This window comes from Amycolatopsis sp. SID8362, assembly GCF_010550475.1.
Classification (GTDB): domain Bacteria; phylum Actinomycetota; class Actinomycetes; order Mycobacteriales; family Pseudonocardiaceae; genus Amycolatopsis; species Amycolatopsis eburnea.
The window spans coordinates 1-12,439 of sequence record NZ_JAAGNB010001269.1 but is presented as its reverse complement, the minus strand read 5'-3'; the positions used below and the strand labels follow the sequence as shown (position 1 = coordinate 12,439).

At 72.1% G+C, this 12,439-nt stretch carries 14 protein-coding genes; 8 read left to right on the top strand and 6 right to left on the bottom strand.

Translation table 11 applies throughout. From position 1 onward, the window contains the following. On the bottom strand, positions 1-1,020 hold a 1,020-nt coding region (locus tag G3I65_RS39255), incomplete at its 3' end, for a DHA2 family efflux MFS transporter permease subunit (RefSeq protein WP_160700574.1). A gap of 24 nt (positions 1,021-1,044) precedes the next feature. Between G3I65_RS39255 and G3I65_RS39250 the strand changes: the two genes are divergently transcribed. The 3 genes from G3I65_RS39250 (at position 1,045) to G3I65_RS57785 (ending at position 2,443) form a co-directional block, all read left to right on the top strand. Continuing rightward, entirely contained in the window at positions 1,045-1,476 is a 432-nt protein-coding gene (locus G3I65_RS39250; RefSeq protein ID WP_160700573.1) for a MerR family transcriptional regulator, read from the top strand. Between the two features lie 82 nt (positions 1,477-1,558). After that, the gene (locus G3I65_RS57790; protein WP_239071715.1) at positions 1,559-2,038 is read left to right on the top strand and encodes a hypothetical protein; all 480 of its coding nucleotides are present in this window, start codon (positions 1,559-1,561) and stop codon (positions 2,036-2,038) included. Positions 2,039-2,074: 36 nt separating this feature from the next. Continuing rightward, the gene (locus tag G3I65_RS57785) at positions 2,075-2,443 is read left to right on the top strand and encodes a hypothetical protein (protein ID WP_239071714.1); all 369 of its coding nucleotides are present in this window, start codon (positions 2,075-2,077) and stop codon (positions 2,441-2,443) included. Here the strand turns inward: G3I65_RS57785 and G3I65_RS39240 are convergent. Beyond that, positions 2,440-3,558: an NAD(P)/FAD-dependent oxidoreductase gene (locus G3I65_RS39240; protein WP_160700572.1), complete on the bottom strand. Its 1,119-nt coding sequence runs from the start codon at positions 3,556-3,558 to the stop codon at positions 2,440-2,442. The genes G3I65_RS57785 and G3I65_RS39240 overlap by 4 nt on opposite strands. Positions 3,559-3,746: 188 nt before the next feature. On the opposite strand from G3I65_RS39240, the gene G3I65_RS39235 reads away from it, so the two are divergent. Both G3I65_RS39235 and G3I65_RS39230 read left to right on the top strand, forming a co-directional pair. Then, a complete protein-coding gene (locus tag G3I65_RS39235) occupies positions 3,747-4,277 on the top strand; it encodes a hypothetical protein (RefSeq protein ID WP_160700571.1) in 531 nt (176 codons plus the stop codon). Next, positions 4,274-5,371: an MAB_1171c family putative transporter gene (locus tag G3I65_RS39230; protein WP_160700570.1), complete on the top strand. Its 1,098-nt coding sequence runs from the start codon at positions 4,274-4,276 to the stop codon at positions 5,369-5,371. Before G3I65_RS39235 ends, G3I65_RS39230 begins: the two co-directional genes overlap by 4 nt. Before the next feature lie 3 nt (positions 5,372-5,374). Here G3I65_RS39230 and G3I65_RS39225 read toward each other — a convergent pair whose 3' ends face one another. Beyond that, positions 5,375-5,995, bottom strand: a complete 621-nt coding sequence (locus G3I65_RS39225) for a TetR/AcrR family transcriptional regulator (protein WP_160700569.1) — start codon at positions 5,993-5,995, stop codon at positions 5,375-5,377. A 50-nt stretch (positions 5,996-6,045) separates the two neighbouring features. On the opposite strand from G3I65_RS39225, the gene G3I65_RS39220 reads away from it, so the two are divergent. Together G3I65_RS39220 and G3I65_RS39215 are read left to right on the top strand one after the other, a co-directional pair. Further along, positions 6,046-6,912: a ketopantoate reductase family protein gene (locus G3I65_RS39220; RefSeq protein WP_160700568.1), complete on the top strand. Its 867-nt coding sequence runs from the start codon at positions 6,046-6,048 to the stop codon at positions 6,910-6,912. Between the two features lie 104 nt (positions 6,913-7,016). Next, positions 7,017-8,855, top strand: a complete 1,839-nt coding sequence (locus G3I65_RS39215; protein ID WP_160700567.1) for a pentapeptide repeat-containing protein — start codon at positions 7,017-7,019, stop codon at positions 8,853-8,855. On the opposite strand, the gene G3I65_RS39210 is transcribed toward G3I65_RS39215, so the two are convergent. Together G3I65_RS39210 and rlmN are read right to left on the bottom strand one after the other, a co-directional pair. Next, a complete protein-coding gene (locus G3I65_RS39210) occupies positions 8,845-9,111 on the bottom strand; it encodes a hypothetical protein (RefSeq protein WP_160700566.1) in 267 nt (88 codons plus the stop codon). The two genes, G3I65_RS39215 and G3I65_RS39210, sit on opposite strands and share 11 nt — an antisense overlap. 38 nt (positions 9,112-9,149) lie before the next feature. Next, a complete protein-coding gene (gene rlmN / locus G3I65_RS39205; RefSeq protein ID WP_160700565.1) occupies positions 9,150-10,256 on the bottom strand; it encodes a 23S rRNA (adenine(2503)-C(2))-methyltransferase RlmN in 1,107 nt (368 codons plus the stop codon). Between the two features lie 101 nt (positions 10,257-10,357). On the opposite strand from rlmN, the gene G3I65_RS39200 reads away from it, so the two are divergent. Then, positions 10,358-11,941: an SMI1/KNR4 family protein gene (locus G3I65_RS39200; protein ID WP_160700564.1), complete on the top strand. Its 1,584-nt coding sequence runs from the start codon at positions 10,358-10,360 to the stop codon at positions 11,939-11,941. Positions 11,942-11,953: 12 nt separating this feature from the next. Here the strand turns inward: G3I65_RS39200 and G3I65_RS39195 are convergent. Continuing rightward, a partial coding sequence (locus tag G3I65_RS39195) for a bacterial transcriptional activator domain-containing protein (RefSeq protein WP_203612641.1) occupies positions 11,954-12,439 on the bottom strand: 486 nt, incomplete at its 5' end.

The following is a 12,439-nucleotide window of genomic DNA, read 5'->3' as shown; positions in this document are numbered from 1 at the left end:
GAGCGCGCTCCCGGCGACGACCAGCGGCACGCGCGGGCCGTGCGTGCCGACCAGCCGTCCGGTGCGCGGCGACAGCACGAGGACCAGCAGCCCGACGGGCAGCAGGCACAACCCCGCGGACAGCGGCGTCAGGCCGCGGACGTCCTGGAGGTACTGGGTGGCGGTGAACAGGAAGATCCCGAACCCGCACAGCGCCAGCACCGCCATCACGATCGCCGAGCTGAAGGCGACACTGCGGAACAGGTGCAGCTCCAGCAGCGGGTCCGCGCGGCGCGGTTCGTGGACGAGCAGGCCGGCCACCCCGAGCGCGGCGAGCGCGAACAGGCCGAGGACCAGCGGCGACGTCCAGCCCAGCGGCCGCGACTCGATCAGCGCGTAGACGACGCTGCCGAGCACCACCAGCACGAGGAGCTGCCCGAGCGGGTCGAACCGGCGGGCGCGCGGCGCGCGGGACTCGGGCACGAACAGCGCGGTGGCCACGAGCGCGGCGGCGACGATCGGGACGTTGACCCAGAACACCGCGCGCCAGCCGAAGCCGTCGACGAGCGCGCCGCCGAGGATCGGCCCGAGTGCCAGCGCCAGCCCCGACATCGAGCCGAACACGCCGATCGCGCGGGCGCGTTCGGCCGGGTTGGGGAAGGTGGTGGCGACAATGGCCATCGCGACCGGGTTGAGCATGGTGCCGCCGGCCGCCTGCAGCGCGCGGGCCGCGATCAGCCAGCCGATGCCGGGCGCGAGGCTGCACAGCAGCGAACCGAGCCCGAACGCGGCGAGGCCGCACTGGAAGACCCGCTTGCGCCCGAACCGGTCGGCGGCCGACCCGGCGAGCACGAGGAACCCGGCCAGCACGAGCGTGTAGGCGTCGACTGTCCACTGCAGACCGGAGACGGACGCGCCGAGGTCGCGGCGGATCGCGGGCAGGGCGACGGTGACGATGGAGATGTCCATCACGACCACGACGATGCTGGCGCAGCAGACGGCCAGCACGAGCGCGGGGCGATGAGCGGTGCGAACGTTCATGCGATCGACGCTAGGATTTAGAGCGTGCTCGAAGTCAAACCGCCGATCCCCGCCGAGGGGCTGACGATCGCGGACGCGGCCCGCTACGCCGGGGTCAGCGCGCACACGCTGCGCTACTACGAACGCGCGGGCCTGGTGGTCACGAAGGTCGACCGCACGAGCGGCGGCCGCCGCCGCTACCACAAGCTCGACCTGGAGTGGATCAAGATCTGCACCAAGCTCCGGGCCACGGGCATGCCGATCAAGACGATCCGCCGCTACGCCGACCTGGTCGCCGCCGGCCGCGGCAACGAGCCGGAACGCCTGGCGCTGCTGGAGGAGCACCGCGCGGAGGTGCTGGCGAAGCTGGCCGAGCTGCAGGAGAACCTGCAGCTGATCGACCGCAAGATCGGCGTGTACCGGGGCCGCTTGGAAGCGGGCGACGCGGACGGGCTCTGGGCGCCCGGGCAGGCGTAGAACCACCCATCGGGGACGATTGACAGCAACCGCACAGCTTCCGCACAAGGCGGGACAACCTCACGGCGGCAGGGTGGAAGCCATGAACCCCACCTACGAAGGCCGCCCGCTGCCCCGGCCGCGTGACGAGGTCGTCGACCAGGGCCTCGGCTTCGACATCGTCACCCTGCTCAGCCGCCGCCGGGCGCTGCGGTTCCTCGGTCTCGGCGCGGCCGGTGCCGTGCTGACCGCCTGCGGGACGTCGGCCACCACGACGTCTTCTTCTTCGACAGCGACGACGGCTTCGGGCGAGATCCCGGACGAGACCGCGGGTCCGTACCCGGGCGACGGCTCCAACGGGCCCGACGTGCTGGAGCAGAGCGGCGTCGTCCGCTCGGACATCCGGTCCAGCTTCGGCACCGGCAGCGGCACCGCCGAAGGCGTCCCAATGACGCTCGAGCTGGTGGTCACGGACCTGGCCAAGGGCGGTTCGCCGTTCGCCGGGGTCGCCGTGTACGTCTGGCACTGCGACCGCGAAGGCCGGTATTCCCTTTACTCACAAGGGATCCAGAACGAGAACTAACTACGCGGCGTCCAGCTCGCCGGCGCCGACGGCCGCGTGCGCTACACCAGCGTCTTCCCCGCCTGCTACGACGGCCGCTGGCCGCACATCCACTTCGAGGTGTACCCGGACCAGGCGTCGATCACCGACAGCACGAAGGCGATCGCGACGTCCCAGGTCGCGCTGCCGCAGAACGCCTGCGAAGCGGTCTACGCACAGCCGGGGTACGAAGCGTCGGTGTCGAACCTCCAGAAGGTGAGCTTGAGCAGCGACAACGTCTTCGGCGACGACAGCGGCGCACTGCAGCTGGGGACAGTGACCGGCGACGTGACCGGCGGGTACACGGTGACGCTCAAGGTCGGCGTCGACACCACGACGACCCCGGCGGCAGGCGGCGGCCCGGGCGGACCGCCGCCGTCGCGTTAGCTGCCGGGCTTGAGCTCGTCGAACAGCTGCCGCAGCTGCTCGGGGATCTCGCCACCGAACACGCTCTCGATGAGAACCGACTCGTCGACGGGGTTCGCGCCGCGCGTGAACATCGCCTCCTCGTACTCGGCCAACGCCTCTTCGACGGGGTGCGCGGCCAGCGCCTGACCGAGTTCGGCGCCGTCGAGCATGGCCAGGTTGGCGCCTTCGCCGTTCGGCGCGGTGAGGTGCGCGGCGTCGCCGACGAGGGTCACCCCGGGCACGCGCTCCCACCCCACCCCGGCCGGCAGGGTGTGGTGCGGGCGCAGCACCGGCCCGGAATCGGCGTCGGTGAGCAGCGCGGTCAGTTCCGGGGCCCAGCCCTCGAACTCCGCCGCGATCCGGGCGGCCGCCGCGACGGGGTCGGCGAAGTCGACGGCGTCGAACCACTCCAGCGGCCGCTCGAGTTCGACGTAGGCGTGCAGGGTGTCGCCGCTTTCCCGGTGCGCGTTGATCCCCTGCCCCGGCGTGGGCCCGTTGACGAACATCGACCCGCCCCCGACCGCCTTCGCCACGGCGGCGTGCCGCGTGTCGGCGTCGAAGAGGTAGGTCTCCACGAAAGAAGTCCCGGCGTACTCGGGGGTTTCGGCGGTCAGCAGCGGGCGCACCCGCGACCAGGCGCCGTCCGCCCCGACGAGCACCGCGGTTTCGACGCTGGTCCCGTCGGCGAAGACCACCTGGTTCCCGGCCCGGACTTCCGTGACCTTGTGTCCCCAGTGGACGGTGCCCGGCGGCAGCGAGTCCAGCAGCATCCGCCGCAACTCGCCCCGCTGCACCTCGGGACGGCCGCCGGAACCGTCGTCGGCCTTGTCGAACAGGAGATTCCCGTTCGCGTCGAGGACGCGCATCGCTTGGCGGCCTTCGAGAATCAGGTCGCGGAACTCGGTCATGAGGCCCGCGGCCTCGACGGCGAGCTGGCCGTTGTAGTCGTGGATGTCGAGCATCCCGCCCTGCATCCGCGCCATCGGCGACGCTTCGGCTTCGTAGACGACGGCTTCGATCCCGTGGACGTGCAGCACGCGGGCGAGGGTGAGTCCCCCGAGCCCGGCGCCGATGATCGTGACTGGGGTGCGCATGGCGGCTCCTTCGGTCTCTGGAATTACGTTCCAGAGCTTGTCGGGGGTCGCTGGCAGGCGACGCACACGGCCCTGACAGGGGCCTGGCAAGCCGGTTCGACGTCGGCCGCGCGCAGCCTCTCCGGGTGAAATCGGCGTCGTCTACGGTAAAGGGCTGAACGGTGAGCACGGCGACGGCAGGGTGACGGGTGAAGGAACGCGAGTTGCGGCGCCGCTGCCGGCGGTTGCTGAACGAACTGGGCATCCGGCCCCCGCTCGACGTCGCCGAGTTGTGCCGCAGCGTCGGTGAGCAGCGGGGGCGGCCGATCCGGCTGATCGCGCACCGGATCCCGGTGCCGGGTCCGTTCGGCGCGTGGATCGCCACCGAGCGGGCCGACTACATCATCTACCAGCGGGACACGAGCAAAGCCCACCAGAGCCACATCATCCTGCACGAGCTGGGCCACATGCTGGCCGGGCACCACGCCACCGCGGAGGACGACAGCCTGGTCGCCGGCCTGACCCCGCCGGGACCGCCTCCGGACCTGACGCCCGAGCCGGTCCGGCGGGCGCTGCTGCGGACCTCCTACGACACCGACCACGAGCGGGAAGCCGAGACGGTCGCGACGATCATCCTGGAATGGGCGTCCGTGCTGGACCTGGTCGCGCCGGCGTCGTCGGACGAGGACACCGCGAAGCGGATCGAGAACGCGCTGGGCGAACGGCTGGGGTGGCTGTGAACAGCAAGATCGCACTGCTCGTCGTCCAAGGGGTCATCCTCTACCCCGCCCTGCTGTGGAAGCTCTACCAGCTCAGCCGGGCACCCGAGGACGTGGCGCGGTGGATGGTCACCGCCTGCCTCGCCTGCTTCGCGGCGTCGTTCCCGTTCGGGCTCCTGGCGGGGGACGTGAACCAGCCGGACCCCGGGGTCATCGTGCCGCTGCTGTTCCAGCACGTCTTCCTCTGCGGGCTCGTCTACTCCCTGATGTGCTTCTTCCTGTTCTCGGCCCTGCCGGCCGACCGGGCGCGACGGCGGGCGTGGCAGGAAGCCGTACCGCTGGGCACCACGATCCTGGTGATGGCGGCCGTGGCGGTGCTCATGCCCGGCGGCCCGCCCTCGACGTACCCGCGCGCCGGGGTCTCGGTCTTCTACCTCGCGGCCGACCTGTACCTGACGTACGGCATCGCGAGCGCGTGCTTCCTCGCGCGCCGCTACGCCCGGGGTGCCGCGCCCCGGCTGTCCCGCGGCCTGCTGATCGCGTCGGTCGGCTTCGCCTTCGGCGCGGTGGGCGGCGCGACGCTGGTCGCGGTCGTGCTGGTGCACTGGGCGGGCGCGGCGATCCCCGCACTGCTGGTGCAGGCCACGGTCTTCCTGGTGTTCCCGAGCGCGATCCTGCTGGTGATCGGCCTGTCCTACCCGGGCGTCGCCACCCGGCTGGCCGCGACCCGCGTGTGGTGGCGGCACCTGCTCACCTACCACCGCCTCGGTCCACTGTGGACACGCCTGCACGAGGCCTTCCCGGAGGACGCGCTGAGCCGCACCCCGCTGAGCCCGTGGCGCGACGCGCTGAGCGTGCTCGGCGTGCACCGCCGCTACTACCGGCGCGTCATCGAATGCCGGGACGGGCTGGTGCGGATCAGCCCGTACCTCGCCCACCTGCCGCACGACGGTCCGCTGGCCACGCGGCTCACCGAAGCGCTGCGCGCCCACGCCCGCCGCGAAGAGGTCCCGGATTCGGGGATGCCGGTCGCGGTCCCGGAAGGCGGCGGCCTGGACGACGACGTCCGGGAGCTGGTCGCGCTTTCGGAGTCGCTGCGGACGGTGGCCGCTTGAGGCTCATTCCGTCGGCGGCGCGCTCATCGCCGCCGCCAGGAACGTGATCGCCCAGCGCCGGGGCGCCTCGCCCGCGTCCGGGGCCGGGCAATCCGGGGTCGGCTGGTGGTGGACCTCGGCGCGGTCCACGGCCGCCACGGCGAGGATTCCCCGCAGGCGGAACCACAGCTCCTCCGGGGTGAGGCCGGGCAGCGCGCGCTCGAAGGCGGCCACGTAGCGGTCGCGGACCGCGTCCTCGGCCGAGCCCATCCAGGTGCGGACCTCCTCGGCCGGGTCGCCGAGGATCGTCATGATCAGCCGGGACGTCCGGGCACCGCCCTCGTCACCGGACGGCATCCCGTCGAACAGCGGGCCCACGAACGCCGCCACCAGGTCGGCGACCGGCGGGTCCTGGGTCCGGGCGAGCAGCCGGTCGAGACCGGCGATCTGCGCGGCGTTGATGGGCTCGATCGCGCGGCGGGCGACCGCCGCCAGGAGTTCCGCCTTCGAGCCGAAGTGGTAGCCGACGGCGGCGAGGTTCGCCCCGGCGAGGTCGGTGATCGCGCGGACCGAGGTGCCGTGGAAACCGCGCTCGCCGAAGAGGTGTTCGGCCGCGTCCAGGATCTGGGTGCGGGTGTCGGCCATGCGCGTACTATACAGACGTTCGATTCAAACGAACGTATGAAAGGGTCGCCATGAAGCTGCTCGTGTACGGCGCCGGGGTCACCGGCAGCCTGTTGTCCGCACGCCTGCACGACGCCGGGCACGACGTCTCGCTCCTCGCCCGCGGCGAACGCCTGGCCGCCCTGCGCCGGAACGGCGTGCAACTCGCCGAGGGGAGCAGCCCGGTGGTCCGGCGGGTACCGGTGCCGGTGGTCGAGCACCCGGACGGCGGGTACGACCTGATCGCCGTCCTCGTCCGCACCCACCAGGTGGACGCGGTCCTGCGGTCGCTCGCCGGCGTCGGCGGGGACGTGCTGTTCCTGCTCAACTGGGCGGCCGGCGCGGAGCCGCTGGGCGCGGTGATCGGCCACGAGCGGGTGCTGCTCGGCTTCCCCACCGACGGCGGCACGCGGGACGGCGACGTCGTCCGCTACCGCCCGGCCAGCCTCCTGACCCGCATGACCCCGATCCCGATCGGCGAACCCGGCGGCCGCGTCACCCCGCGCCTCGAACGAGTCGTGCGCACGTTCCGCAGCGCGGGGATCAGTGCCAAGGCCGAGCCGCGGATGGACGCCTGGCTCAAGACGCACGCCGCGTTCGCGGTGCCGCTCGAGCAGGCGGTGCACGCGGCGGGCGGCCCAGTGGCGCTGGCCGGCGATCCGGCCGCCGTCCGCGCGATGGTCCACGTCATGCGGCAGAACCTGGCCGCCCTGGCGACACCGCCGGTCCCCCGCGGGTTCGCCGCGGTGCGGACGCTGCCGGAAGGGGTGCTCGTGGCCTTGCTGCGACGCTTCTTGCGGAGCCCGACGGCCGGCTACAGCGGGCTCGCGAGCGCTTCGCCGGCGGCTACCGCCGAACTCGAGCGGATGGCCGAGCAGATGCGCGCTCAGGCGAAGTAGCGACGGTCAGCGAACGAGCCAGGGCGCGAGCAGCTTCTCCAGATCGGCATCCGACAGCGCCCACACCTCTCGAGCCTGAGCAACCCTGCCTTACGGTGGTCAACGTGGAGAGCGACGACGAAACCCGCCGCATCGAGTCGAGGAACGTCTCTTACCGGGTCCTGTCGATCCGGATGATCTGGTTCGCTTCCGCCGTGATCGTGGTTCTGGGAGTCGCGGTCGCGGTGTGGTTGCTGGCGGCTTTCGGCCACGGCGATGCGCAGGAGCGGAACCAGCTGGAAGCGATCAAGACCGCGGGCACCATCGTGGTCGGAACGGGCGGGGCGGCGGCCTTGCTGCTTGCCGCCCGTCGTCAGCGGAGCACCGAAATCGGCCTGAAGCAGAAGGACCTGGATCAGGCCGCGGCAGCCCGTACACATGCGCTCCAGGAGCAGATGGCCGACGACACCCGGCTGGACTCGGCGGAGCGACGACTCACCGAGCTGTACAGCAAGGCTGTCGACCAGCTGGGATCGGACCGGCTGGCGGTGCAACTCGGTGGGCTCTACGCCTTGGAGCGTCTCGGCCAGAGCAGCCCGGGCCAGCGGCAGACGATCGTCAACGTGCTCTGCGCCTACCTGCGCATGTTCACCGACGCGGCCGCCGACGTGGTCGAGAGCAGCGAAAACCACATCGCGCAGCAAGGGCGCGTCCGGCAGGCCGTCGGCGGAGTACTGACGGTTCACTTGCGTCCCGGCGCACCCGATGGCCGCTTCTGGCCGGACATCGATCTCGACCTCGCCGGCGCGAGCCTGCTCGGCTTCGACCTGAGCGGCTGCCAGGTGCGGTCGGCCGTCTTCCGGTCGGCGACCTTCGTGGGCACGGCGCGATTCGGCGACGCGACGTTCACCGATGCGTCCAGCTTCGCCTCGGCGAAGTTCACCGCCGAAGCGGATTTCACCGGAACCGGGTTCGGCAGCCGCGCGGATTTCACCTCGGCGAGCTTCGGCGGCGATGCGGTCTTCACGTCGGCGCGCTTCGACAACGGGCTCGAGTTCGACGGTGCGGTCTTCCTGACGCGCTCACGCTTCGACTCGGCCGGGTTCACGCTCGGCGAGGCGGCCACGATGCCGTTCGAAGAACTGCCGCCGAAGCTGGCGCGTCAGTTGACCGCACTGCCGGCACACGTTCCCTACGCCGAGATCGCAGCTCCCGAGCCAGGCTCCCTGCCGCTCGGCGTCGGCATCGACGGATCACCGGCCGTCTGGCGGCCTGAGGCCGACCCGCATTTCGTGGCGTTGATGGGACCGGAGTCCGGCAAGACGACGCTGCTGCGCACCATCCTCCGGGGCATCGTCGAGCAGTACACGCCGGCGCAGGCGGTGATCTTGCTGGTGGACTACCGTCGCACCTTGCTCCGTCACGTGGCCACGGAGCACCTTCTGGCCTATGCGGTGTCCAGTGCCCAGCTCAGCTCCATGCTCGAGGACGTCCGGGAATCGCTGCGACGGCGGCTTCCCGGACCCGACGTCACGCAGGAGCAGCTGAAGAACCGCAGCTGGTGGTCAGGGCCCGACCTGTACGTGGTCGTGGACGACGCCGAACTCGTCACGCCCGGCGAGGCCGACCCGCTCGAGCCTCTGCGCGAGTTCGTCCCACAGGCGAAGGACGTCGGGCTTCACCTGGTGATCGCCCGCCGCACGGAAGGAGCGGCGGGCGCGCTCAGGCACGGAGTGCTGAAGACGTTGGCCGACATCCAAGCCCCGGGCATCGTCGGCGACGGCGACTTCCGCGAGGGACCGCTGCTCTTCGGAGTTTGGCCATCGGCTTTGCTGCCGGGCCGCGTGACTTCCGTCAGCAGGCGCTCCGGCGGGGAACTGATTCAGCTCGCGTGGTCGGACGTCGACGCTCTCGAAGCCCCGCCCAGCACCGAATCCGGCGATCCGGAGACGGTCAGCGACTGAGCCACGGGGCCAGCAGCTTCTCCAGATCGGCGTCCGACAGCGCCCGCGGGCCGCCGTGGAACTCGTGCCACCGCGCCGCGTCGCAGGCGGCCGTGTACTCCACCTCGAACGCCCGCATCAACACGTACATGAACGTCACCGAGCTGAACCGCTCACCCAACAACGTCCGCGCGCCGCGCGCGACGTCCGTGGCACCGGTGAAGTCCGCGAGCCGAAGCTCCTCCGCAGCCGGATCCAACAGGCTGGGGGCATACATCACGACAAACACTCCATCATAGAAACGAAACTCAGCCTTCAGCCTTCAGCGGCCAGCTGACCACAGGCCGCGGCGATGTCCTGGCCACGGGTGTCCCGGACCGTGCACGCGACTCCGCCGGCGTTCACCAAGCGCACGAACTCCCGCTCCACCGGCTTCGGCGACGCGTCCCACTTCGACCCCGGCGTCGGGTTCAACGGGATCACGTTCACGTGCACCAGCTGCCCCAGGTGCTGCCGCAACCGGCGAGCCAGCAGCTCCGCCCGCCACGGCTGGTCGTTGATGTCCCGGATCAGCGCGTACTCGATCGACACCCGCCGCCCGGACGTGTCCGCGTAGTACCGCGCCGCCGACAGCACCTCGTCCACCGACCAGCGCTCGTTCACCGGCACCAGCGTGTCCCGCAGCTCGTCGTCCGGCGTGTGCAACGACACCGCCAGCCGCACCTGCATCTTCTCGTCCGCCAGCTTCCGGATCGCCGGCGCGAGCCCCACGGTCGACACCGTGACCGACCGCTGCCCGATCCCCAGCCCGCCCGGCGCCGGATCCGTGATCCGCCGGACCGCGGCCACCACGCGCTTGTAGTTCGCCAGCGGCTCGCCCATGCCCATGAAGACGATGTTCGACAGCCGCCCGGGGCCGCCCGGCATCGTGCCGTCGCGCATGACCGCCGCCGCCGAGCGGACCTGGTCGACGATCTCCGCCGTCGACAGGTTGCGGTCGAGGCCGCCCTGGCCGGTCGCGCAGAACGGGCAGGCCATGCCGCAGCCGGCCTGGCTCGAGATGCACAGCGTCGCGCGGTCCGGGTAGCGCATCAGGACGCTCTCCAGGAGCGTGCCGTCGTGCGCCCGCCACAGCGTCTTGCGCGTCGCGCCGCCGTCGGCCGCCAGCGCGCGGACCTCGGTCAGCAGCGTCGGCATCAACGACTCGACGAGCCGCGAACGGGACGCCGCAGGGATGTCGGTCATCTCCGCCGGGTCGACCGTCAGGCGGGAGAAGTAGTGGTTCGACAGCTGTTTCGCCCGGAACGGCTTCTCCCCCAGCTCGGCCACCGCTTCGGCGCGCTCGGCCAGCGTGAGGTCGGCGAGGTGGCGCGGCGGGAGGCCGCGCTTGGGGGCGTCGAAGACAAGGGGGAGGGCAGTCATAACCGGTCAAGTGTCCCACGCCCCCGAAACCGCCGCCCCGCCCGTCCCGGCCAGGTGTCCGCCGGGTCACACCCGGGCCGGGGGCTCGGTAGCCTCGCGGCATGAATCCGGGGGAAAGCGAATACGCCGCCATCGCCGCGGCGATGGCCGAAAACCTGCGCACGGGGGCGGGGGCCGGGTGGACGACCGCCACGCTCCAGCTGCGGCACACCGGCGGGGCCGTCTCGTGCACGGCGTGGAGCGACGTGCGGGACTGCCTTCGCGTCGACTACACGTCGATCGCGCGGCGGCTGTTCGAGCTGCCGCCCGCCGTGCTGGAAGTGCGGCTCGACGTCGCGGGCGCCTACCGCTTCACCGCCCGGCCGGACGTCACGGCCGTCTCGCCGGGGCAGCTCGTCTTCGACCCGGACTTCCGCTATCCCGGGCACCCCTTGCCGGGGCTGCCGCGCCCCGCCGCCGCCGAACCGACCGGCGCGCCGACGGATCCCCGGGTGCGCGCCGAGATCTTCCGGCTCACCGCCGAGTACGCGGAGGCCTACGCCCGCATCAAGGGCGCGGCTCCCCCGTGGCCCGCCGGGAAGACCGAAGCGGAGCTGGCCGCCGCCGAGGCGCGCATGGGCGTCCGGCTGCCCGAGGACCTGCGGGCGCTGTACCTGGTGGCGGACGGCGATCCCCAGGAGACCGGCCTGCTCGGGCCGTACTCCCACGACCCGCTGGACCACGTCGTCGCCAACTACCTCGAGGGCGAACCCGGTTCCTACGGCTGGGAAGACGGGCTGGACGACGACGGCGTCGTGTTCGAGACCGTGCCCTTCGGCCACGTGAAACGCCTGTCGCGCAACGACTGGTGGATCACCTTCGGCGGGGACCGGGCGATGAACTACGTCGCGGTGGACGTCGACCCCGCCGCGCGGGGGCACGCGGGCCAGGTCCTCGAGTACGGCCGCGACATCTACGGCCCGCTGCGCTACGTGGCAACGTCGGTCACCGCCATGCTGACCGAAGTCCTGACCGCCCTGCGGGCCGGGCGCTTCGAGGACCCGGGCGAGCAGTACCTGATCGCGGAGACGGAACTCCGCGAAGCCGCCGAGCGGTCGTACAACGAGGTGATCTCGAAGGCGGCCGAGCTGGACCTGCCGTCGGTGGTGGCCGAGCTGCCCGGCCGGGAGCTGGTGCAGGAGGTCTACCTGAACGACGCCGCCGACGTCGACCTGGCCGTGTTCGGCCCGCTGACGGCGCTGCGGCGGCTGAGCGTCAACCGCGCCACCGCCGTCACCGCGTCGATCGGCGGGCTCGCCGCGCTGGAGTCGGCGGAGATCGAGGCCGAGAGCGTCGACCTCGCCGGGCTCGCCGCGCACCCGGTGCTGTGGGACCTGCGGCTCGAAGGCGTCCAAGAGCCGCTCGACCTGGGAGTACTGCGCACGCTGCCGCGGCTGACGAGGCTGCACCTCGCCGGCTCGGCGGTGCCGGACCTCGGCCAGGTCGCCGATCTCCCCGGCCTGCGCGTGCTCGGGCTCGACGCCGGGCAGGTCCGCCGGCTGCTCGACCTCGGCCGGCCGCTGCCCCGCCTCGCGGCGCTGTTCGTCTCCGGGCGGACGACGCTGCCGGAGATGGCCGAGCTGCGCACCGCGTTCGCCGGCGACCAGCACAGCCCGGTGACGGAGTTCTCGGCCGTGCTGCCCTGAAGACTCCCCCGGTCACGGCGTCCCTTGCGCCGCGACCAGCCGCGTCATGTGCGGTGACGGGCGCACGCCCAGCTCGCGGTGCAGCAACGCGCGGTAGTGCTGGTAGTGCCGCAGCGCCGAGCCGGCGTTGCCCTGGGCGAGGTGGGCCGCGATCACCGTGCGGTGAGCGCTTTCCCGGACCGGGTCGATGCCGATCGCGGTGAACGCCGCTTCCAGCGCGGCCAGGTGCGCGCCTGCCGTGATCAGGCGCTGGGCGACGGCCTCCAGCGCGTGCAGGCGGACCTGCTCCCAGCGCTGGCGTTCCGGGGCCAGCCAGTCCTCGGTCCAGTCGGGGAGCAGGTCGCGGGAGAGCGCGTCGACGAGCCCGTCCGGCGCCGGGCGGGCCGAAGCGCCGACGACGTGGTGGGCCGCTTCGAGCGCGCCGCGGAAGTCGACCGGGAGGGCCGGGGCCAGCCGCAGGTGGTCGACCGGCGTCTCGACGACCGGGGCGGCCGTGGA

Bases quoted from the DNA above. Each gene is read 5' to 3' on its own strand.
- G3I65_RS39200 (WP_160700564.1), top strand. From the start codon at position 10,358: ATGAATCCGGGGGAAAGCGAATACGCCGCCATCGCCGCGGCGATGGCC.
- rlmN (WP_160700565.1), bottom strand. From the start codon at position 10,256: ATGACTGCCCTCCCCCTTGTCTTCGACGCCCCCAAGCGCGGCCTCCCG.
- G3I65_RS39240 (WP_160700572.1), bottom strand. From the start codon at position 3,558: ATGCGCACCCCAGTCACGATCATCGGCGCCGGGCTCGGGGGACTCACC.
- G3I65_RS39210 (WP_160700566.1), bottom strand. From the start codon at position 9,111: ATGTATGCCCCCAGCCTGTTGGATCCGGCTGCGGAGGAGCTTCGGCTC.
- G3I65_RS39225 (WP_160700569.1), bottom strand. From the start codon at position 5,995: ATGGCCGACACCCGCACCCAGATCCTGGACGCGGCCGAACACCTCTTC.
- G3I65_RS39220 (WP_160700568.1), top strand. From the start codon at position 6,046: ATGAAGCTGCTCGTGTACGGCGCCGGGGTCACCGGCAGCCTGTTGTCC.
- G3I65_RS57790 (WP_239071715.1), top strand. From the start codon at position 1,559: ATGAACCCCACCTACGAAGGCCGCCCGCTGCCCCGGCCGCGTGACGAG.